General features: G+C 67.3%; 19 protein-coding genes. 8 read left to right on the top strand and 11 right to left on the bottom strand.

The features are described 5' to 3' along the window. Positions 1-2 precede the first annotated feature (2 nt). The 3 genes from LKO27_RS10460 (at position 3) to LKO27_RS10450 (ending at position 2,409) form a co-directional block, all read left to right on the top strand. Positions 3-938, top strand: a complete 936-nt coding sequence (locus LKO27_RS10460) for a D-alanine--D-alanine ligase (RefSeq protein WP_227737446.1) — start codon at positions 3-5, stop codon at positions 936-938. 1 nt (position 939) lies between these two features. Beyond that, positions 940-1,656 carry an SURF1 family protein gene (locus LKO27_RS10455; protein WP_227737445.1) on the top strand — a complete coding sequence of 239 codons (717 nt, stop codon included), beginning with the start codon at positions 940-942 and terminating at the stop codon, positions 1,654-1,656. Positions 1,657-1,725: 69 nt separating this feature from the next. Next, positions 1,726-2,409, top strand: coding sequence for an FAD-binding protein (locus LKO27_RS10450; RefSeq protein WP_227737444.1), 684 nt, complete (start codon positions 1,726-1,728; stop codon positions 2,407-2,409). A gap of 16 nt (positions 2,410-2,425) precedes the next feature. Here the strand turns inward: LKO27_RS10450 and LKO27_RS10445 are convergent, their stop codons facing one another. From LKO27_RS10445 to rpmH, 10 genes are all read right to left on the bottom strand, one after another. Then, positions 2,426-2,839, bottom strand: coding sequence for a DUF3817 domain-containing protein (locus LKO27_RS10445; protein ID WP_227737443.1), 414 nt, complete (start codon positions 2,837-2,839; stop codon positions 2,426-2,428). Positions 2,840-2,908: 69 nt separating this feature from the next. Beyond that, entirely contained in the window at positions 2,909-3,811 is a 903-nt protein-coding gene (locus tag LKO27_RS10440; RefSeq protein ID WP_227737442.1) for a ParB/RepB/Spo0J family partition protein, read from the bottom strand. Between the two features lies 1 nt (position 3,812). Beyond that, positions 3,813-4,646, bottom strand: coding sequence for a ParA family protein (locus tag LKO27_RS10435; protein WP_370630014.1), 834 nt, complete (start codon positions 4,644-4,646; stop codon positions 3,813-3,815). 526 nt (positions 4,647-5,172) lie between these two features. Beyond that, complete coding sequence (locus LKO27_RS10430; protein ID WP_227737440.1) at positions 5,173-7,230, bottom strand: glycoside hydrolase family 3 protein; 2,058 nt, start codon at positions 7,228-7,230, stop codon at positions 5,173-5,175. A 139-nt stretch (positions 7,231-7,369) separates the two neighbouring features. Beyond that, positions 7,370-7,993 carry a 16S rRNA (guanine(527)-N(7))-methyltransferase RsmG gene (gene rsmG, locus LKO27_RS10425; protein WP_227737594.1) on the bottom strand — a complete coding sequence of 208 codons (624 nt, stop codon included), beginning with the start codon at positions 7,991-7,993 and terminating at the stop codon, positions 7,370-7,372. A 59-nt stretch (positions 7,994-8,052) separates the two neighbouring features. Next, complete coding sequence (locus LKO27_RS10420; RefSeq protein ID WP_227737439.1) at positions 8,053-8,568, bottom strand: R3H domain-containing nucleic acid-binding protein; 516 nt, start codon at positions 8,566-8,568, stop codon at positions 8,053-8,055. A gap of 118 nt (positions 8,569-8,686) precedes the next feature. After that, positions 8,687-9,814 carry a membrane protein insertase YidC gene (gene yidC, locus LKO27_RS10415; RefSeq protein ID WP_227737438.1) on the bottom strand — a complete coding sequence of 376 codons (1,128 nt, stop codon included), beginning with the start codon at positions 9,812-9,814 and terminating at the stop codon, positions 8,687-8,689. Beyond that, positions 9,811-10,110 carry a membrane protein insertion efficiency factor YidD gene (gene yidD, locus LKO27_RS10410; RefSeq protein WP_227737437.1) on the bottom strand — a complete coding sequence of 100 codons (300 nt, stop codon included), beginning with the start codon at positions 10,108-10,110 and terminating at the stop codon, positions 9,811-9,813. Before yidD ends, yidC begins: the two co-directional genes overlap by 4 nt. Beyond that, the gene (gene rnpA / locus LKO27_RS10405) at positions 10,104-10,454 is read right to left on the bottom strand and encodes a ribonuclease P protein component (protein ID WP_227737436.1); all 351 of its coding nucleotides are present in this window, start codon (positions 10,452-10,454) and stop codon (positions 10,104-10,106) included. Before rnpA ends, yidD begins: the two co-directional genes overlap by 7 nt. Before the next feature lie 9 nt (positions 10,455-10,463). Beyond that, positions 10,464-10,601: a 50S ribosomal protein L34 gene (rpmH, locus tag LKO27_RS10400; RefSeq protein WP_227737435.1), complete on the bottom strand. Its 138-nt coding sequence runs from the start codon at positions 10,599-10,601 to the stop codon at positions 10,464-10,466. Positions 10,602-10,959: 358 nt separating this feature from the next. On the opposite strand from rpmH, the gene dnaA reads away from it, so the two are divergent. Then, a complete protein-coding gene (dnaA, locus tag LKO27_RS10395; protein WP_370630006.1) occupies positions 10,960-12,339 on the top strand; it encodes a chromosomal replication initiator protein DnaA in 1,380 nt (459 codons plus the stop codon). Positions 12,340-12,722: 383 nt separating this feature from the next. Here dnaA and LKO27_RS10390 read toward each other — a convergent pair whose 3' ends face one another. Then, positions 12,723-13,088 carry a hypothetical protein gene (locus LKO27_RS10390; RefSeq protein ID WP_227737434.1) on the bottom strand — a complete coding sequence of 122 codons (366 nt, stop codon included), beginning with the start codon at positions 13,086-13,088 and terminating at the stop codon, positions 12,723-12,725. 432 nt (positions 13,089-13,520) lie between these two features. Here LKO27_RS10390 and LKO27_RS10385 point away from each other — a divergent pair, with 432 nt between their 5' ends. The 4 genes from LKO27_RS10385 to LKO27_RS10370 all read left to right on the top strand — a co-directional run bounded on the left by LKO27_RS10385 (position 13,521) and on the right by LKO27_RS10370 (position 21,588). Continuing rightward, complete coding sequence (locus LKO27_RS10385; RefSeq protein WP_227737433.1) at positions 13,521-14,405, top strand: ABC transporter ATP-binding protein; 885 nt, start codon at positions 13,521-13,523, stop codon at positions 14,403-14,405. A gap of 5 nt (positions 14,406-14,410) precedes the next feature. Next, positions 14,411-16,966: an ABC transporter permease gene (locus tag LKO27_RS10380; RefSeq protein WP_227737432.1), complete on the top strand. Its 2,556-nt coding sequence runs from the start codon at positions 14,411-14,413 to the stop codon at positions 16,964-16,966. 103 nt (positions 16,967-17,069) lie between these two features. Then, positions 17,070-18,230 carry a DNA polymerase III subunit beta gene (gene dnaN / locus LKO27_RS10375; RefSeq protein ID WP_227737431.1) on the top strand — a complete coding sequence of 387 codons (1,161 nt, stop codon included), beginning with the start codon at positions 17,070-17,072 and terminating at the stop codon, positions 18,228-18,230. Positions 18,231-18,426: 196 nt separating this feature from the next. Next, complete coding sequence (locus tag LKO27_RS10370; RefSeq protein ID WP_227737430.1) at positions 18,427-21,588, top strand: DEAD/DEAH box helicase; 3,162 nt, start codon at positions 18,427-18,429, stop codon at positions 21,586-21,588. Positions 21,589-21,600: the final 12 nt, after the last annotated feature.

Raw genomic sequence — 21,600 nt, 5'->3', positions numbered from 1 at the left:
CCATGACCATCATTGTGATCTCCGGTGGGCTGAGCCATGAACGAGACGTGTCCATCCGTTCGGGGCGTCGCGTCTCGCAGGCCCTGCGGGACCAGGGGCACGACGTCGTCGAGGCCGACGTCAACGCCGAGCTCGTGCGCCTGATCGAGACCTCGACGGACCCGGTGGTGATCCCGATGCTCCACGGCGGCCTGGGCGAGGACGGGGCGCTGCGTGAGGTTCTCAGCCTCCTCAAGGTGCCCTTCGTGGGCTCCACCGCCGCCGCTTCGCGCCTTACGTTCGACAAGTCCATCGCGACGCCGGTCATCCGCGCCGCCGGTCTTGCGGCTCCTCGCCAGCTGGCCCTCCCCCACGACATCTTCAAGGAACTCGGGGCGCAGTCCATCATGGCCGCCATCGGCGAGCAGCTCGGGTACCCGCTGATGGTCAAGCCCTCCAGGTCCGGCTCCGCGCTGGGCGCCACCCGGGTGGACTCGGCCGAGGGACTGCCGGGTGCGCTCGTGGGGGCGTTCGCCTACGGCCCGATGGCCGTCATCGAGCAGTTCATCACCGGCACCGAGGTGGCCGTCACGGTGCTGGAGACACCGGAGGGGCTCCGGGCGCTGGCACCCGTCGAGATCCGCCCCAGCTCGGGCATCTACGACTACGAAGCCCGCTACACCGCCGGCTCCACCCGGTTCGTGACCCCAGCCGAACTCCCCCGCGAGCAGCTGGAGGCCGCCAAGGAGCTGGCACTGGCCGCGCATAACACCTTGGGGCTGCGCCACTTCTCCCGCACCGACATCATCGTGGACGGACAAGGGGTTCCGCAGTTCATCGAGGGCAACGTCGCTCCGGGCATGACGGAGACGTCGCTCGCTCCCCTGGCTTTCGAGGGAGCCGGGCTCGAGATCGGGGCGGTGTTCGCAGGCCTCGTCGAACTCGCGAAGCAGGCCTGAGGTGAAGCTTCGCACCAAGCAGGTCATAACCGTCGGGGTGGGCATCCTGGTGGCCGTCGGGATGCTCCTGCTCGGCCTTTGGCAGATGTCGCGGTTCCAGTTCTCGGTGGCCGACGTCGCGGCCGAGCGGGCTCAGCAACCGCCCGTTTCGTTGGCCGAGAGCGTCGCACAGGACGGCACCATCGACGACATCTACGGGCGCACGGTCACCCTCCAGGGCCGGTTCCTCCCTGACTACGCGGTGCTTGTGGGTACCCAGTGGCCGATGCGCTCGGTGATGGCCTACGAGATGAGCGACGGTCGGGTTGTTGCCGTGGTCCTGGGGACTGTCGAGCCCACCACACCCCCGCCGGACGTGCCGGAGGAGATGTCGCTGAGTGGGGTCTTCCTTGCCGGCGACGCCGGCAGCCAGGACACGGTGGCGCCTGACGCGCCGGAGGGTTCCCTTCCGACGGTGCGGCTCCAGAGCCTGGTGCAGCACTGGCCCCAGCCGATGATCGCCGGCTACGTGACCGTTCCGGCGGAAACGTCGGCGGAGTTCGGCCTCTCGGGCGCGGAGACGGTGTTGCCCGAGACCGACGGCACCGCCATGCACCAGGGCTACGCGCTCCAGTGGTGGGTGTTCGCCGCCGCGGCCGTCGCCTTCAGCATCTTCGTCGCCAAGGGCTTCGAGCAGGACGAGCGGAAACGGCTGGCCCGCGTCGATGGTCCTCGTTGAACCGACGCTGCTGGCGGGTGTCCCCCGCAAGCTCTTGTAATCGCAGCGTCGCGGGGGTGCAATTGGGCCATGGGAGCAACCGAGGTTGTCACGGCGCGCACCGAGCGTGAACTCCTGGCCGTGGTCCGGGCGGCCGACGAGACGGGGGTGCCGCTGTTCCTCACTTCCGCTGCACCCGGCTACCTGGCTTCTCAGGGCCGATCAGTGCGGGTCGCGATCACCGGTATGGAGATCGACGAGACCGGGTGCGACACCGACGACCTCGTCTACTGCGGCGCCGTCCAGGTGACGGCGGCCCCGGGCGAACAGTGGGATGATCTGGTCGCCCGTGCAGTGCAGACCGGCTGGGTGGGAGTCGAAGCCCTCTCCTGGCTCCCCGGTTCGGTCACGGACGCGGTCAGGTACAACGCGGCCGCCTACGGGCAGTCCGTGGCCGACGTCGTCGTGTCAGTCCGGACCTGGGACCGGGCGCAGGGAGCTCAGCGAACCTTCCCCGCCGTCGACTGCGATTTCGCCCTTGGCTCGTCCAGATTCCAGGAAACACTGGCCGACGGGACGGCCCGCTACGTCATCCTCGGGGTGTCGCTGCTCCTGCCGCAGGGTGAGCTCACCAAGCCTGTCCGGGACCCCGAGCTGGCGGCCCTCCTGGGGGCAACTCTGGGTGAACGGGTCGAACTCGCCCGGGTTCGGGAGGCTTTGAGCCCGCACGCAGACGCGCCAGCCAGTGGTCCGGCGGGCCGGCCCCTGGTTTGAACCCAGGCCGTGCGGATCAGGACTCCAGTTCGGCGACCTGGGTCAGCTTCTCCCGCACGTCCTTGGTGGCGTAGTGCTCAGCCACGAAGGACAGGAACGGGACTGTTCCAGCGGCCATGATGGCCAGCACCCACTTGATGGACCACCCGACGCGGCGGCTGAGGTCGTAGGCCGTGATCAGCAGGACCATGTAGAGCCAGCCGTGCGGGACACCGGTGAAGGTGACCATCGTGGTACCGAAGGCGCGGATGGCCTCAGTTGGCCCGAACCACTTGGGCAGCGCCCCGAGGCAGACCAGCACCACCAGCAAGATGCCCACAACCCAGGCCATGATGCGGTAGCGCAGCAATGCCCCCCGGATGCCCGGGATCTCATCAACCTCAATCCCCTCAAACTCCGTGGGGGCCGGTTCCGTACCTGCGTCAGCCATTCAGCCATCCTAACCGAGGCAATATGCTGCTTTGCAGCCGTGCCGGTCTATCGCTATATCGCCATATCGTTAGATCGTTGTGTCGTTGATCACGGCCAGGATGCGCTCCAGATCCTCCCCGGAGGCAAACTCGATGGTGATCTTCCCCTTGCTCCGCCCGATGTTGACCTTCACCCGGGTGTCGAAGTGGTCGCTGAGCGAGCGGGCCAGGTTGGTCTCGCGCTCCGACGGCTGGTGCAGTCCACGTCGAACGGGCGCCGGCCTGGTCTCTCGCTGACCCATCGCCACGATCTCCTCCGTGCTGCGCACCGAGAGCCCCTCCGCGATGATGCGGTCCGCGAGTAGTTCCTGCGACCTGGCGTCAGGAAGACCAAGCAGCGCTCGTGCGTGTCCGGCGGAGAGAACACCTGCTGCAACCTTCGACTGCACTTTGGCAGGGAGATTGAGGAGGCGGAGGGTGTTGGAGATCTGCGGCCGACTGCGGTGGATCCGTCGTGCGAGTTCCTCCTTGGAGCAGGCGAAGTCATCCAGCAACTGCTGGTAGGCGTGCGCCTCCTCCAGGGGATTCAGGTTTGCGCGGTGAAGGTTCTCCAGCAGAGCGTCGCGCAACAGCGCCTGGTCTTCGGTCCCGCGTACGATCGCGGGCAGCGTGGCCCTGCCAGCGCGGTGGCTCGCCCTGAAGCGACGCTCCCCCATCACCAGCTCGTAGGATTCCCTTCCCACTTCCCGCACCACCACCGGCTGCAGGACGCCGAACTCGCGAATGGACTCAGCGAGTTCGCCCAAGTCCTCCTCGTCGAAGTTCGTGCGCGGTTGCCGTGGGTTGGGGACGATCTTGTCCAGCGCGATCTCGGCGAAATAGGAGCCGTCCGCAAGCGGTTTGGACGGCCGTCCCGCCTGCTCATCCTCATCGGTCCGCGCGAAGAGGTCTCCGAGTCCCTTGCCCAGTCCACTGTGTTTCATCGCCGCCATGTCAGGCTCCTTCCGTTCGGGCGCTGTGTGCAATCTCCTGCGCCGCCTGCGCGTACGCCACAGCGCCTGGGGACTTGGGTTGGTACGTGAGGACCGTCTGCCCGAAGCTGGGGGCCTCGGCCACGCGTACCGACCGGGGGATCAGGGTGTCCAAGGTCTGCTCCGGGAAGTACTTCTTCGCTTCACGTGCAACCTCTTGGGAAAGGTTGTTGCGCTGGTCATACATGGTCAGGATGACGGTGGATAGCTCCAGCTCGTCGTTCAGGTTGCCCTTGACCTTGTTGATGGTGCGCATCAATTGCGAGACGCCTTCCAGCGCGTAGTACTCACACTGGATCGGGATCATGATCTCGGTGGCTGCCACCAGGGCGTTGAGGGTGAGGAGTCCCAGCGACGGGGGACAGTCGAAGAAGACGTAGTCCACCTCCGAAGCCTCGATGTAGCGTGCCAGCGCCTTCTTCATGCGGGCCTCGCGACCATGTTCGGTGACGAGCTCGAGTTCGGCGGAGGCGAGGTCGATCGTCGCTGGCAACACATGGAGGTTGGGGGTGTGGGGTGAGCGTTGCACCAGGTCCGCGATCTCGGCTCCGTCGAGCAGCACCTCGTAGGTGCCTTCGACGCCCTGTCCATGCTCGACACCGAGTGCGGTGGCCGCATTGCCTTGCGGGTCGGTGTCCACCACCAGAACGTTCAGTCCACCAAAGGCGAGGGCCGTGGCGATATTGACGGTCGTGGTGGTCTTGCCCACGCCGCCCTTCTGGTTGGCGACCACGAAGACGCGCGGCTCGGCGGGCCGGGGGAGTGTCAGTTCGGGCGCCTCCGGCTCCAGTTCCATCCCGTACTCGTCGTCGACGTCCCACTCGTCATCGGCACGGTCGAACGCCGCTCTCCGGGGACCCTGCGGCAGCTTGATGGCCGTTTCACGTGAAACGTTCTCGTGCTTCTTCCAGAGTTCGCTCGCAACTGGCTGTGGGGGAGTCTTCGCTTTCTTGCGAAAGAACAAGGCCATGGGTGACGTCTCCTCTCAACGCATGGTCACTCTAGTGGGGGACTTCACCACGACACGAACCGACCACACTCCAGGCGCTTCCGGCGACCGCGGGCATCCAGAGGAACCGGGCGGTCTGATGGACCAGCGGCGGGAGTTCGCGCGTCGGCGCCTCCGGCCGGAGTCAAGCCAGCTGCCGGGACACCAACTCCAGTGGGGCTGAACTTGGCCCGGTCCTGGGGAGGCCGGCCAACCGCTAGGAGATCCGCCGTTCGCAAAGCCCGAGAGCGCCAACGAGGGGCCGTTTCACGTGAAACGGCCCCTCGCGCTATAGCGTTTTGTCGCTATATCTCTACAGCATTACATCGGTACATCAATTCGGACCCTTGCCGGAGCCGCGGCCGGGCCGCTCGAAGGTGTGAGTCCACTCCGAGTCGACATCCGACGGGATGTAGTAACCCTCAACCGCCCGCGCGACCACTGTGACCTCGCCCTTTGCGGGGTAGCGGCCTGCATCAACCAGCACCCCATTCACCAGGTACTCGACACCCTCGACCTCACCGATGGTGTAGAAGTCGTTGGCACGGTTGAGCTGGTCATCGAACACCGGGGCATCAGGCACCACCGGTGTCTCGTAGGAGAGCCCGAAGCCAAGCGGCAGCAGGATGCCTGAGCCGTCCGCCGTAGGGACGTCAACAGGCAGGCGCCCGCTTGGATTCACCAGGCCCGCGATGGCGCGCGCTCCGGCGCGGTGATTCGGAACGCCCCAGCCGTAGATGTTCAGCACGGCATCAGCAACCGGGAACACGTTGATGTCGTAGGGATTCCGCGTCGCCACGACGATGACCGGGGTACCCGTGGCAGCCAACTCGGCCACCATCTGACGCTGAGCCGCGTTGCCCGTCGCATTGTACGATGCGAATACGACTGCGTCGTGCAAGGGCGCCGCCGCGACGGCGCGAGCCCGGTAGGCAGCGCTCGGCGAGCCACCGTTCTCATAGTCCTGCGTGACCTCGAACCCGAGATCAACGAGCATCGGACCCATTCGCTCGGGCCAAGCGCTTCCCGCCCCGACCATCAGGATGGAGTCGGTCTCCGGGTCAAGAGGCAGTACATGATCCTCGTTGCGGAGCAGCGTCACCGCGCGGTCGGCGATCTCCGCCGCCGTGGCCAGGTGCTCCGCATTGCCCACCACGTCCATCACCGCGTCCACCGGAACGCTCGGGTCGGACTCCCAGACACCACGTTCCAGCTTCCATTCGAGGATCCGTGTCACCGACTCCTCAAGCCGCTCGCGCGTGATGTCCCCTGCGGCCACTGCCTCCAGCACGCCGGTGATCGAGGCGTCGACGTTGGGGGAGTTGAGGAGGATGTCCGAACCGGCCTGAATGGCCAGGGCCGCAATGTCGCCGTCGTCCAGCGGCATGTCGGGCAGCTGCTTGAGGGCTGCCATGTCCAGCGCGTCGGTGGTGATCAGGCCGTCGAACCCCATCTCCTCGCGGAGAAGTCCGGTCAGGACGGCCTCCGACAGCGTGCCGGGCATCGTCGGGTCAATGGCCTCGACGATGACATGAGCGGTCATGATCATGTCCACACCCGCCTCGATCGCGGAAGCGAAGGGGATGAGGTGCTGGTCCAGAACGTCTCGGGAGTAGGTGACGATCGGCAGGCCGGTGTGGGAGTCCACCGCGGTGTCACCGTGTCCCGGGAAGTGCTTGGCCGTGGCGGCGACGTCCTGGGACTGCATGCCCTCGACCTGCGCGGCACCGAGCTCACCGACGAGCTCCGGGTCCGAGCCCATGGAACGGACCCCGATCACGGGGTTGGCGGGGTTCGTGTTGATGTCGACGACCGGGGCGAAGTTCACGTTGACGCCGACGGCAGCCAGTTCCGAGCCCAGCACCTCACCCTGCGCCAGCGCCAGCTCGGCGTCAAAGGTGGCGCCCAGCGCCATGTTCCCTGGGAGCACCGTGGCCGGCGCACCCATTCGTGCGACGATTCCGCCCTCCTGGTCTATGGTCACCGCGAGCGGGATGCCTGAGCCCTCATCACCGGTCGAGGCCGCCTGCAGCCCGTTGGACAACTCGGCCGTCCCCACGGGATTGTTGATCACCACCGGATTCGACCACGCGAAGTACAGCACCCCGCCGAGGTCGTACTTCTCGACCACCTGCGCCGGGGTGTCTACCCCGTAGCGGGCCTGGTTGCTGGCCGCCATCGACGTGTCGTCGGCCGACCTGCCATAGACATGGGTCCACGTCATCTGGCCGATGAGCTGTTCCAGGGTCATGGCGTCGACGACGGCTGCGATGCCATCGGGTGACGACGGTGGGGGGATCTCTGCGGCGGCAGGCGACACGCCGGAGACAAGCAGTCCGACTGCAAGGGCACCCGCAGCGCCCCAACGAACGGGCTTCAACTTATGAGACACGGCTCCTCCTGGCTCGTGAGCGCAACCCTGCGCTCGACAAAACATGAAGTGGCCCCCCGCCCAACCTTCTGGGCCTAGACGGCCACCCGCGTCACATTACGTCACGGGTCCGCGCTCGGGAAGAGTTCGCCGGAATCGCTCAGGCGTCGTTGCGGGTGACGCGGATTGCGCGGGTGCCCTCGACGTCGGTGGCGGCGCGGATCTCCAGGATCTCAGCCCGCAACCGGGCATGTCGCAGCCAGCTGCCAGCCTCGGCAACCTCCCGCTCAGCCGTGAGTCCCTTGAGCGCGAGGAGCTGACCGTTCGGCAGGAAGAGGGCCGTGGTCCAGCGCAACAGCTTGTCGAGCGGCGCAACAGCCCGGCAGACGACGGCGTCGAACACGTCGCCGGAGTCCTCGGCGCGGATCCTGTCCACCGTTGCGCGTGCCTCGAGGTCCAGGTCCGCCAGCGTCTCGCCCAGGAACGTCGCCCGCCGCAGGAGCGGTTCCATGAGCGTGAGCCTCAGGTCAGGTCGCACGATGGCCAGGGGAATGCCCGGCAGACCTGCTCCCGATCCCACGTCTGCGACGTCGGACCCCAGCGGCAGCACATCCACCAGCGCCAGCGAGTTGGAGACGTGCCGACTCCACAACTTGTCCCCCTCGCGCGGGCCGAGCAGTCCCCACTCGATCCCCTTGGAGCCAAGGATGGCGACGTAGGCGTCCAGCAATTCCGCGGATTCGGGAAAGCGCTGGTGGAGCGCGGCGCGCGCCGATTCCTCCACCGACTCCGCCGACTCACCGGCAGGTGCCGCAGGGTCGGCCCCGTGGGAGTGGGGCTCGTTCACTTGGAGACGACCACCCGACGGTGGGGCGGCTCACCCTCGGACTCGCTCACCAGCCCAGCGGCGGCCACCTCGTCGTGCACGATCTTGCGCTCGTAGGCGTTCAGCGGTGCCATGCGGACCGGCTCCCCGGTCTCGAGGACCGCGGCGATGGCGTCCTTCGCGAGCGCGACGAGTTCCACCCGCCGCTTCTCGCGATAGCCGGCCACGTCCAGGGTGAGCCGGGAGCGATTGCCGGTCTCGGTCATGACCACCAGCCGCGCCAGTTCCTGCAGTGCCTCCAGCACCTCGCCGTCGGGACCGACGAGGCTTTCGTCCTCGGTGTCGATGACGACGTGGGCGCGCCCGCTCACGACCGAGTTCTCGATGTCGCCGTCGAGGTCGGCGATGTCGAGGAGTTCCTCCAGGTAGTCGGCCACGAGATCGCCCTCGTTGAGGAGCGCGTCGGTGGCGGAGGGCTGCTTCTCCTCGGCTGCGGAGGGCTTCAGCTCCTCCGTGGTGGTGTTCTCGCTCATGTGTTACTCGCCTTCACTTCAGGGCCCGCTCTGGCGGGAGTTCACTGGGATCTTGGGTACTGCTCGGAAAGGGTGGGGCAGAAGGTCTGCCACCACCGTCATCCGCGACGGTGGGGACTCACTTCTTCCTGCGGTTGGCTCGTGACTGGGTCCGGGGCTGCTGGCGCGTGACCACGGTCTTGCCGTCCGCGGTGGTCCGGACCGTCTGGCGTGCCACCTGCTGCCGCGCCACCTTGGGCTTGTCCTGCTCGCCGTCCAGCTCCGAGGGGGAGACTGCGGAGGTGGCCGACGCCGCTGAGCCGGCTCCGACGGTGCGCCCGACCGGGGCCTGCTTCACCTTGCGGCGCTTGGCCATGCGCTGCGCCATGATCTCCTTCGGGTCGTGACCCTTGGCGAGCATGCGCTCCTCCCAGTCGATGAACGCAGGAGTGTTCGGTGCTGGGTTGTTCCGGATCAGGAGTCCCTGCTGACCCATCGTCCAGATGTTGGAGGTGAGCCAGTAGATCAGGACACCGATGGGGATGACGGCCGACGACGCGGCGTAGATGACGGGGAACAGGTAGAGCATCATCTTCTGCTGCTGTGCCATCGGACCGTTGAGGGACTCGGGCGGCATGTTCTTGCGCATCAGCTGCAACTGCGTGACGAACAGGGTGCCCACCATCAGGATCACCAGGATGATTCCGAAGACCTGGGTCGCACCGAACGGGGTCAGCGGGAAGATGCGCTCGGCAAGGCCGGCGCCGAACAGTTCGGCGTTCTGCAGGGACTCGACGAGCTGCGGGTTGTCCTTGAAGAACTGGCCACGCACGTTGTTGTTGGAGACCCCCTCCAGCACCCGGAACAGCGCAAGGAAGATGGGCATCTGCAGCAGCAACGGAAGGCAGGAGGCCATCGGGCTGATGCCCTCCTCCTTGTAGAGCTTCATGGTCTCCTCGCCGAGTTTCTGGCGATCGGCACCATGCTTCTTCTGCAGCTCCTGCACCTTGGGCTGGACGAGCTGCATGTTGCGTGCAGAGTTGATCTGCTTCACGAACAGCGGGATGAGCAGTGTCCGGATGAAGATCGTCAGAAAGACGATCGCCAGGGCCCAGGTGACACCGGAGTCTGCGGGCAGGAACCTGGACCAGGCCCAGTGGAAGAAGACCACCAGCCCGGAAACCGCCCAGTACAGCGGTTGCATCATCGTGGACAACGCCCCGTAGATGCTGTCCCAGATGCTCAGCGGAATCAACAGTTCAATCACTTGGCAACCTCAGTCGTGGTCTTCTCGGAGTGGTCCGAATGGTTGTGGGACTCGTTTTCGGCCCACTGCAGCGCCTCGGGAGTGCCGGGCACGTAGTCGACGCCGCCGTCGGACCAGGGGTGGCAGCGCACGATCCTGGCCACGGTGAGCGCGGAACCCTTGAACGCCCCGTGGAACTCGAGGGCGCGCAGGCCATAGGCGGAGCAGGTGGGGTGGAACTTGCAGACGTCACCGTAGAGGGGGGAGATGACCTTGCGCCAGCCCTTCACGAACCAGATCAGCGGGTATTTCAGCATGCCTGGACCTTCTGGGCGGCGCGTCGCCAAGCCGAGGTCAGGTCCTCGCCGAGCCGGTCGGGCTCTGAGGCCGCGGGCGGCAGCGCCCGCACCACGACGTCGGCGGGCACCGGGGTGGTCAGCCCAGCCGCAAGGTGGCGCAGTCGGCGTTTCACCCGGTTCCGGACGACGGCGTTGCCCACCTTCTTGGACACAACAAAACCCACCCGAGGCAGCTCGGGTGGATTCGTGTCGTCGAGTCGGTGCATGTGCACGACCACGCTCGGGGTGCCGGCTCTGGCCGCTGACTTGAAGGCCCCGGTGAAATCACCGGGCCGGATCAGTCGTCTGGCCCTGGGCAGCACTGGGCCCGATCAGCCAGCCAGTTCGCTGCGGCCCTTGCGACGGCGTGCGCTCAGGATGGAGCGGCCGGCGCGGGTGCGCATGCGGAGGCGGAAGCCGTGGGTACGGCTGCGACGACGGTTGCTCGGCTGGAACGTGCGCTTGCTCATGGGGCAAACTCCCTGAATTGTCTTTGATCGGAAAATCCGCCCTTGCGGGCAGGCGAGGTGGCCACCGCACGGCGGCGACCTGTCAACGATACGCTCCAACAGGCCGTTTCCACAAACCAGCGGCGGGGATCAAGTACCCAAGCAAATGACACGGCTGTAAGTCCAGAAGACACGCCGCGAAAACTAAGAATATGTTGCAGAAGCGGCCCCGGACCACTAGTTTCTTGAGCCTATGCATTTGACCTTTTCCACAGGGGGAGGGTCCCGCAGCAACCCATCCGTGAGTTGTACCCTACTGTGGACAAGTGTGTGGAAAGTCGTCCAAAGGGGCTGTGACCCCCAGTCAGGAAGGGGTTAGGTGAGTCAACCCACGCCGACCCCGGACCTGGTGGATCTGTGGAACGAAGTCGTCCTGGCCGCCGACATGCCCACTAGGGCGTGGCTGCGGCGGACCAAGCCCCTTGCCATGCACGGCAGCACGCTGATGCTGGCCGTGGCCGACGAGACCACCCGCGAGCGGGTCGAGTCGAAGCTCCGGACAGAGATCGAGCACCGCCTCACCAACCACTCCGGCCAGATCACGCACCTGGCCGTGATGATCGACGCCTCGCTCGTGATCGACACAGAGGACGGCATCGCCGAACCGGTACTCGAGGAGCAACCCGCCGCACAGCCCAGCTTTGCCCCGGTGGGAGCCCGACCGAACGCGGGGGAGGACAAGCTGAACCCCCGCTACACCTTCGAGTCCTTCGTCGCCGGCTCCTCCAACCGGTTCGCCCACGCTGCCGCAGCCGCCGTCGCCGAGCAGCCCGGCAAGTCCTACAACCCGCTGATGATCTACGGACCCTCCGGCCTGGGCAAGACCCACCTGCTGCACGCCATCGGCCACTACGTGCGCAGCTACTACGAGAACCTGCGCGTGCGTTACGTCTCCACCGAGGAACTCACCAACGACTTCATCAACGCCATCTCCGACAACCGAACCGCGGAGTTCCGCAGGGCCTACCGCGACGTCGACATCCTCCTGGTGGACGACATCCAGTTCCTGGAGTCCAAGATCCAGACCCAGGAGGAGTTCTTCCACACGTTCAACACGCTGCACAACTCGCAGAAGCAGATCGTGATGACCTCCGACCGGCCGCCGAAGCTCCTGGAGGCACTGGAGCCCCGGTTGCGTTCGCGGTTCGAGTGGGGCCTGATGACCGACATCCAGCCCCCCGACCTCGAGACCCGCATCGCCATCCTGCGGAAGAAGGCCGCGTCACAGCGCCTGACCGCGGGCACGCAGGTGCTCGAGTTCATAGCCTCGAAGATCACCACCAACATCCGCGAACTCGAGGGCGCGCTCACCCGCGTCGCGGCGCTCGCGAGCCTCAACCAGCAGGAGATCGACCTCCCGCTGACCGAGGACGTGCTGCGGGACCTCATGCCCGACGGGGGTGACGTCCGCGTCGACGCGGAGACCATCATGAACGCGACGTCGCGGTACTTCGGGATCTCCATGGACGACCTGACCGGCGCGAGCCGCGTCGCCACCATCGCCTCGGCCAGGCAGATCGCGATGTACCTGTGCCGTGAGCTCACGGACCTCTCGCTGCCCAAGATCGGCGCCAAGTTCGGCGGCCGCGACCACACCACCGTGCTGCACTCGGTTCGCAAGATCAACGAGAAGATGGGCGAGGACCGGGACCTGTTCACCCAGGTCACCGAGCTGACCAACCGGATCAAGCACTCCTGACCAGGGTCTCGACACGCCGGGCTTCGCCGCGGCTACTCGACCAGCGGATCTCCGGTGATCGAGTAGGCCGCGCGACGAAGGAGCCGGGCAGGAACCGTGGGGGGGATACGGGTCTTGGTGCTGGATACAAGCCGTGTACGGCGGGTATCCAGCACGAAGGCTTGTATCGAACCTCCCGCTGATCGAGTAGCCCCGCGCGACGAAGGAGCCGGGGCGTGTCGAGATCACCAGCCCCAGCCACACCAGGTCTCGACACGCGCCCGTTCGTCCCTCACGGCCGCTACTCGACCAGCGGGACCTCCGGAGTCGAGTAGCCCCGCGCGACGAAGACCCTCCGCTGATCGAGTAGCCCCGCGCGACGAAGGAGCCGGGGCGTGTCGAGATCACCGCCTCAGCCGAACAGGAACGAGACCACGTTCAGCAGCACCATCGCGACGGCGATCGCGACGCTGAGCCAGGCGGCCACCTGACCGCTGCGCGAGCCATTGCGATGGGCGCGCATGCCGAAGTGCCACGCAGGGCACGACGGGCAGCGCGAAGACCACCAGTGCCGGGACGCTGGCAGCCAGGATCTGCCACAGAGCGGGCTCGGCGCCATCGGGCCAGCCGAACAGCCACGTCGCGAGCCCCTCGCCGACGAGGAACGAGGCTCCGAAGGACACGATGAAGAACAGCAGGGACAACCAGGCGAAGACGGTGTCCTGCCTGGGGTCGTGGGCGATGTGTACGGGGATTCCAGCGGTGCTCATGGATCCCACCTCCTGAAGAAGGAGGCACCTGGCGAAGAGGTGTCGGGAGCCGCCATGGCTCTCACTCCAAGGATGCCACCACCATGCCCTCTCCGCTGCCCCGGGGGCTGGTATGGAAGCCTGTGCAAACGCTTGGGGAAAGCTGGTGCAAGCGGCTGTGGACGAAATCTGCCGATCGACGATCCCCACAAATCCTCCCCGTGTAGTTTTCGGTTCATCCACAACACATGCACACGACGGGTCGTGATCTGACAAGGGAAGATGATGGTTCTCCACAGGATCCACAGCAGCTATGACTACAGCTGGTAATTACATGTCCTGATTCCTTCAAAGTAACAAGGGCGCAAAGGTGTGGATGTCCGAGCACGGTCGCTCCAGCACAGCCCCAAGAGCACCGATCCCCGACGGTGACCCCGCTGGTAGCGTGACCCCGTGACGATTGCTGCTCGCGCCAGAGGGCTGACCAAGACCTACGGTCAGGGGACTGCCAAGGTGGTCGCCCTGGACGACGTCGACTTCGAAGTGGTGCAGGGCGAGTTCACAGCCATCATGGGGCCCTCCGGCTCAGGCAAGTCGACGCTCATGCACCTGCTCGCAGCGCTCGACACCCCGACGTCGGGAACCGTCTACATCGGCGAGACCGACGTCGCCTCGCTGAAGGACACCCCACTCACGGAACTGCGGCGGGACCGGATCGGGTTCATCTTCCAGGCGTTCAACCTGGTGCCGACGCTGACCGCGCGCGAGAACATCGTCCTGCCGCTTGCCATCGCCGGCAGGAAGGTGGACCAGGACTGGTTCGACCGGATCATCGACGTCCTGGGCCTGGCGGACCGGCTGACCCACAAGCCGTCTGAGCTCTCCGGCGGCCAGCAACAGCGCGTCGCCTGTGCCCGAGCGCTCATGAACCGTCCCGACATCGTGTTCGGCGACGAACCCACCGGCAACCTCGACTCCACCTCGGCCGCGGAGATCCTCACCTTCCTGCGGCGCAGCGTCGACGAGTTCGGGCAGACCGTCGTGATGGTCACCCACGACGCCCACGCCGCCAGCTACGCCGACCGGGCGGTGTTCCTCTCCGACGGGCGCATCGTCGAGGAGATGCGGGGAGCCTCCCAGGTGGACCTGCTGCACGCGATGTCGCGGATCTACCCCCGTCATGACTTGGCCCCCGGCGAGCAGGAGCCCAGACCTGCCCACAGCCCGCTCGAAGCTGAGCTCTACCGCGAGGGCGGACCTGCGCCGGAGCAGTCGGATCCGGACCTTGACGAGCCCACCGTCGAGCAGAGCCTGCCCCGTCGCGCACTGCGGGACTGAGTCACATGTTCAAGGCCGCGTGGAAGTCACTGCTGGGACGCAAGATCCGCCTGCTGATGAGCGCCTTCTCCATCGTCCTGGGGATCGCTTTCGTGTCGGGTTCGCTGATCTTCACCAACCTGCTCGGCGACAGCTTCGACCAGATCCTCACCGGTTCCATCGCCGACGTCAACGTCGCGGCCGCGACGTCGGACACCGGCACCGACGCACCCGACCCCGCCGTGGCGGCCGTGATGGACCCGGACCTGGTGGAGCGGATCTCCCAGGTCGACGGCGTGGCCGAGGCCACCGGCAGCGTCACCTCCTCGGCCATCTACGCGCTCGACAAGGACGGGAAGGTGCTGGCTTTCGGGGGTGCTCCCGGGATCGGCCAGAACTACTTCGAGACTCCGGCGTCGGGGGGCAAGCCAGGCATCGGCATCGTCGAGGGGCAGGCACCTGATGCCGACGACGAAGTGGCGCTCGACCCGGCCACCCTCGCCAGGGGCGGCTACGCCGTCGGCGACGAATTGGAGGTGGCCACGCCCTTCGACGGCGTGCGCACCTACCGGATCGTCGGCACCGCCACGTTCGGTGGGGGCGGGACGGCCGGCGCCAGTTACCTGTTCTTCTCCACGGCGGAGGCGCAGGAGCTGTTCATGGACGGCCAGGACGCCTTCAACGGCGTCTGGGTGGCCACGGAGCCCACCGCCGACGTCGAACAGGTGACCGACGCCATCGCGGAACTGCTGCCCGCCGGCGTCGAGGCGGTCTCCGGCCCGGAACAGGCAGAGGCGCTGGAGGAGCGTCTCAACGTCGGGTTGTCATTCGTCAACACGTTCCTGCTGGTGTTCGCCGCGATCGCGCTTCTGGTCGCTGCCCTGCTGATCCTCAACACCTTCTCGATCCTCGTGGCCCAGCGCAGCAAGGAGCTGGCGCTGTTCCGGGCGCTCGGCGCCAAGCGGACCCAGGTGCGCAACTCGGTGCTGTTCGAGGCCGCCGTGATCGGTTTGCTGGGAGCGAGCGTCGGCATCGTCGCCGGCTGGCTGCTGTGCTGGGGCATCGCCATCTCGCTGCGCGTCATCGGGCTCGACCTCGGGTCGGTGGTTCCCCAACTCACGCCACAGGCGATCATCGCCTCCTACGTCCTCGGCCTGGGCATCACCATGGTGGCGGCCTGGATGCCGGCTCGAAAGGCATCGGCCACCCGGCCCGTGGAGGCGATGACCGCGGCCGCGGCCAGCGGCCCCGAGGGCATTGGCGTCGGGGTCATGATCGGGTTCGCCGCCCTCCAACTCGGCGCGGCGGGAATCGTCTGCGGCCTGTGGCTGGACGTTCCCGAACCGCTGGCCTGGGTGGGCATCGGCTGCGCTCTCGTGCTGGTCGGCCTGGTCCTGACCGCGGCGGTGGTGGGCAGGCCGGTGGTGTGGCTGTTCGGCCGCCTCTACCGGGTGGTCTTCGGCGAGGTCGGCAGGATGGCGGAGTTGAACTCGCTGCGCCAGCCGCGCCGAACCGCCGCCACTGCTGCCACGCTCATGATCGGGCTGTCGCTGGTCACCACCGTCGCCATCCTCGCCGACTCCACGACGACGTCGCTGCGAGCGGGGCTCACCGAATCCCAGCGCGGCGACTTCCTGGTGACCCCTGTGAACTTCATGCCGTTCGACAGGGCCGTTGCCGAGGAGGCAGAGACCATCGACGGGGTCCGCGCGGTGTGGACGTATGCGCGCACGGCTTCGGTGTTCGGTGAGGAACGTGTGCCCATCGTCGGCACCACACCAGAGGGCCTTGCCGACGGCACGGCGACGGAGGTCCTGGCGGGCCGGCTCAACCCCGACGACAACTCGGTCCTGCTCAGCCACGAGGCCTCCCGCGAACTGGACCTGCCCATGGGAATGACCTTCCGGCTGCCCACGGTCACCGGTGACACGGTCGAACTGCTGGTCTCCGGGATCTACGACGAGGGCACGACCGGCGCGCTGTTCTCCCACATGATCGTGAACCTCGAGACCTACGCCCAGCTCGGCGACGCCCGCGTCGTCGACCAGATCAAGGTTGAACTCGCCGACGGTGCCGACCCCGACGGCGTGCGCAAGGCCCTCGACGAGGCCACGGCCGAGCTGCCCACCGTCGTGGTGACCGACAACGACGAGTACGCAGACACGCTCGTGAGCCAGTTCGACCAGGCCTTCGGCATCATCTACGCACTGCTGGCGCTGGCGATCGTCATCTCCGTGCTCGGCATCGTCAACACCCTGGGGCTTTCGGTGTTCGAACGAACGCGCGAGATCGGACTGCTGCGCGCCGTCGGCATGACCCGGCCGCAGCTGCGCCGTCTGGTCACTCTGGAGAGCGTCATCGTCGCGGTGTTGGGCTCCTTCCTCGGCGTTCTCCTGGGACTCCTCTTCGGGGTCGTGCTGGTGGAGATGCTGCGGGACTCCGGGATAACCCACCTCGGCATCCCGTCGGGACAGCTGGCGGTGTTCCTGGGTCTGGCGGTCGTTTTCGGAATCATCGCGGCGTTCGGCCCGGCCCGCCGCGCATCCGGAATGAATGTTCTGCAGGCGATAGCGGAGGAGTGATCACCCGGCCAGCGGGCACGACCTGCGAGCCGGTATGCTGTCGACCGACCGGGCCCGACACCGGCGTTGGCAATCGATCACTGAGGGAAAATAGGGGTTTGATGTGAAGATCCGAGTGGAACGCGACGCGCTGGCCGACGCTGTTGCCTGGGTGGCACGCAGCCTCCCCAACCGCCCCACCGCACCGATCCTCGCAGGACTTCTCATCGAGGCCGAAGGTGATTCCGTCACCCTCTCCAGCTTCGACTCCACCACGTCTGCCAAGGTCACGATGCCCGCGGAGGTGACCGAGGAGGGCACGTCCCTGGTGTCCGGCCGGCTGCTGGCCGAGATCGCCCGCTCGCTGCCCAACAAGCCCGTCGAGATGTCGGCTGACCACTCCAGGGTCGAGCTGACCTGCGGGTCGGCGCGCTTCACCCTGCAGACCCTGCCGGTGGAGGAGTACCCGAGCCTGCCCGAGATGCCCAGCCAGACCGGCACCGTCGCCGCTGACGTCTTCGAGAAGGCGGTCTCCCAGGTGGTGGTGGCCGCTGGCCGCGACGAACTGCTCAACGTCTTCACCGGCGTCCGGGTTGAGATCAACGGTGACCAGCTGTCCCTGCTCGCCACGGACCGCTACCGCATGGCGCTCAAGGAACTGAACTGGAAGCCGTCGTCGCCGTCGGTGGAGGGCGCGGTCCTGGTGCCGGGCCGCGTGCTGGCCGACACGGCCAAATCACTCACCTCCGGTGAGACCGTCACCGTCTCACTGTCCACCACGGAGTCCGAGGGCGAGGGCCTCGCCGGCTTCATCGGTGAGGGCTCGAAGGGCAGCCGGGAGGCCACCACCCGCCTGCTGAACCAGGCCTTCCCGAAGGTGCGCCACCTCATGGACGTCGACGCCACCGTCGCGGTCCGGATCTCGACGGCGGACCTGCTGGCAGCGGTCAAGCGCGTGTCGCTCGTGGCGGAGCGCAACACCCCGCTGCGCATGCTCATCAACGAGGACAACGTCGCGCTCGAGGCGGCCACCGGTGACCAAGCGCAGGCGTCCGAGGCCATTCCGGCCGAGGTGGAGTTCACCACCGACGAGCCCACCATCACGGCCGCCGGCTTCAACCCGCAGTACCTGCTGGAAGCACTGAACGCCCTGGATGCGCCGTACGCGCACTTCTCGTTCACCGCGCCGGGCAAGCCGTGCCTGATCACGGGCCTGGCCAGCATCGACGGTGACCAGCTTCTGGACTACCGCCACGTCATCATGCTGATGCGCCTGCCCAGCTGACCCGTCCCCGGAGGTCAGTACGGGTTGAACATCACATAGACCACCACTGCCGCCCAACCGCCGGCAGCGATCACGCCACCGGCCAGGCCGCGTGCTGCCGATGGGTCAGCAGAATCTCGTGGGACAAGCGCCCGCGTGCCCACGGCCAACCGACGCGCGCGCCATGTCCGAGCGACTCGACTACGATTCTGCGAAGATGACCAACTTTCCAGCCTGGGTGCTGACACCCAGCGAGGCCGACCTGAATCGCTACTTCGGCGCGCAGACGCTCGCCCGCGGGGAGGCCTACGCGCGGGAGCGGCGAGTGGGTAGCGTCCAGGCGTTCGAGAAGATGGTCACGGCCCAGGTGCGCGGCTCCGGCTACCACGTCTACCGCACCACCGTGGTCGGCGAGCGCGAGGGCGCGGCGATCACCACGGTCTGTACCTGCCCGGTGAAGGACGCCTGCAAGCACGGCGCCGCGGTGCTGGTCCACGCCCGAACTGCCCTCCGCACCCAGAACACGCCGTTCTGGCAGCGCGCCTTCGACCTGGTCCTCTCCGACGCTCACCAGCTGCGCGACGGTGTGAGGCTCGGCCTGCTCGTGGACGACGACGGCACCGGCCCGGGCATCACCCCGATGCGCTGGGGGAAGACCGACAAGTGGGTCAAGACCGGTGCCTCCTGGAACGAGCTGCGCTACTCGGCCCAGTTCGACCCGGCGCAGGCCGAGGCCCTCAACCGGCTGGGTGACATCTACCCGACCGACTACTACTACGGGCGCATCCCCGCGCGGTTGCGGCTGCACGAGTTCTCCGCCGATGTCTGGCGGGCCCTCCGAGCGCTGGGGGAGGTCGGCATCCCCCTGCTGGCCGCACCCGCACGCGGCCGCTCGGATGGACCGACACCGAAGCTACTGGAGGGCCACGCCAGGGCGGCGATGACCATCGGCAAGGACCCGGCTGGCATCGTCGCCTCGCCCACCGTCGTCGTCGAGGGCAGGAAGGTGCCGGTCAGCGCCCGCGAGCTCCTGGGTTCACCCACCCACGGCATCTACCTGCGCACCGCCGAGCACCTCCTCCTCGGCCCCCTTGAGCGACCGCTGTCGGACGTCGAGGAAAGCCTGTTCATGGCGGGGCAAGTCCGGATCCCGGCGAAGGACGCGGCGCTGTTCGCCACCGGCTACCTCCCGCGTCTCCGGTCCCGGTTCGAGGTGGACGTCGAACCGGGCGTCGTGCTGCCCGAGCCCCTGCCGCCGAGGCTCCGGTTGCAGGTGACTTTCGACGGGCACTCCGCGGCGCTCGCATGGGGCTTCAGGTACCAGCTGGAGGACCAGACCCTCGACGTCGGCCTCCGCACGGGCGCCGGCGACCCACCGCTGCGGGACCCGGAAGCCGAGGCCGCGCTGGTCGAGTCGCTTCCGGCCGGGCCATGGCTCACCACGCACTACACCGGACGCAGCCACCTGCACGATGCGGAACTGCGTGGCATGTGGCTGATCACCTTCACCACCGAGGTCCTGCCGGAACTGGTCGCGCGCGACGACGTCGACGTCGAACTCAACGAGGCCGCACCGGAGTTCCGCCGGGCCGAGGAGGCGCCCACGATCTCCCTGAACGTCGAGGAGTCCCGCGAGGGTGACTGGTTCGACCTCCAGGTGGAGGTGAGCGTCGGTGAGGAGAAGGTGCCGTTCGCTCCTCTGCTCTCCGCGCTGGCGGCAGGGCAGGACCACATCATCCTGCCCACCGGCACCTGGTTCTCCCTGCAGGTCCCGGAACTGGATCGGCTGCGGCAGCTCGTCGAGGAGGCCCGTGTGCTCGTCGACCACGAGGGCGACACCTTCCAGCTGCGCCCAGAGCATGCGGGGCTGTGGCAGGAACTGGTCGAGCTCGGCGTCGTGGGGGAGCAGTCCGCGGCCTGGCGCGACGCCGTCGGCGCACTGCTGGACCACTCGGAACTGCCCGACGACGAACCCCCGGCCGGGCTGCGGGCCACGCTGCGTCCCTACCAGCGGGAGGGCTACGCCTGGCTGAAGTTCCTGTGGCGGACCCGGCTGGGCGGGATCCTCGCCGACGAGATGGGGCTCGGCAAGACCCTGCAGTCGCTGGCGATGGCCCAGGCCGCGCTCGAGGCCGGACAGCTGGACCGGCCCGTGCTCGTCGTCGCGCCGACGTCGGTCATCGGGACCTGGGCGTCGGAGGCGGCCCGGTTCGCGCCGGAGCTGCGGGTGGTGGCCATCACGGAGACCGGCAGGCGACGCGGGGAGCCGCTGGCCGACGTCGTGGCCGGGGCCCACGTCGTGCTCACCTCCTACACCCTGCTGCGGCTGGAGGACGAGGACTACCTGGGGCTGGAGTGGTCCGCGGTGCTGCTCGACGAGGCGCAGTTCGTGAAGAACCCGGCCGCCAAGGTGCACCACGCCGTCCGGAAGCTGCGGGCCCGCATGAAGGTGGCGCTGACCGGCACCCCGCTGGAGAACAACCTGATGGACCTGTGGGCGCTGCTCTCGATCACCGCGCCCGGGCTGTTCGCGGACCCGAAGGCGTTCACGGAGGTGTTCCGAAAGCCCATCGAGGGCGGCGACGCCGACGCCCTGGCCAAGCTCCACCGTCGGATCCGTCCCCTGATCCTGCGGCGCACCAAGGCGGCGGTGGCCAAGGAGCTGCCGGAGAAGCAGGAACAGGTGGTCAGCGTGCCGCTGGGCCCGGTGCATCGCAAGCTCTACGACCGCCACCTCACCCGCGAGCGGCAGAAGGTGCTCGGCCTCGTCGGTGACCTGGGCCGCAACCGGATCACCATCCTGCGCTCCCTCACCCTGCTGCGGCAGCTGAGTCTGGCGCCGTCCCTGGTCGACGACGAGTACCCGGCCACGTCGGCGAAGATCGACGCCCTGCTGGAGCACCTCCAGGAGCTGCGGGCAGCGGGCCACCGGGCGCTGGTGTTCAGCCAGTTCACCAGCTTCCTCACGCTGGTCAGGCACCGGCTCAACGAGGCCGGGATCGCCTTCGAGTACCTCGACGGCCGCACCCGGGACCGGGCCAAGCGGATCGACGACTTCCGCACCGGCGACGCCCCCGTGTTCCTGATCAGCCTCAAGGCGGGCGGCTTCGGCCTGACTCTGACCGAGGCGGACTACGTGTTCATTCTGGACCCCTGGTGGAACCCGGCTGCGGAGAGCCAGGCCATCGACCGCACCCACCGGATCGGGCAGGACAAGCACGTCAACGTCTACCGGCTCGTCAGCGCCGACACCATCGAGGAGAAGGTGGTGGCGCTGCAGGCGCGCAAGCGGGACCTGTTCGACGCCGTCGTCGCCCGCACCTCGGACCTGGCAGCGCCCCTGTCGGCCGACGACATCCGCGGTCTCCTGGACGCCTGAGTCCTCGCCACC

The sequence above is a fragment of the Tessaracoccus sp. OS52 genome (assembly GCF_020687685.1).
Lineage (GTDB): Bacteria > Actinomycetota > Actinomycetes > Propionibacteriales > Propionibacteriaceae > Arachnia.
Note: the sequence above shows the minus strand (reverse complement) of the source record. Positions and strands in the feature narration are given on the sequence as shown.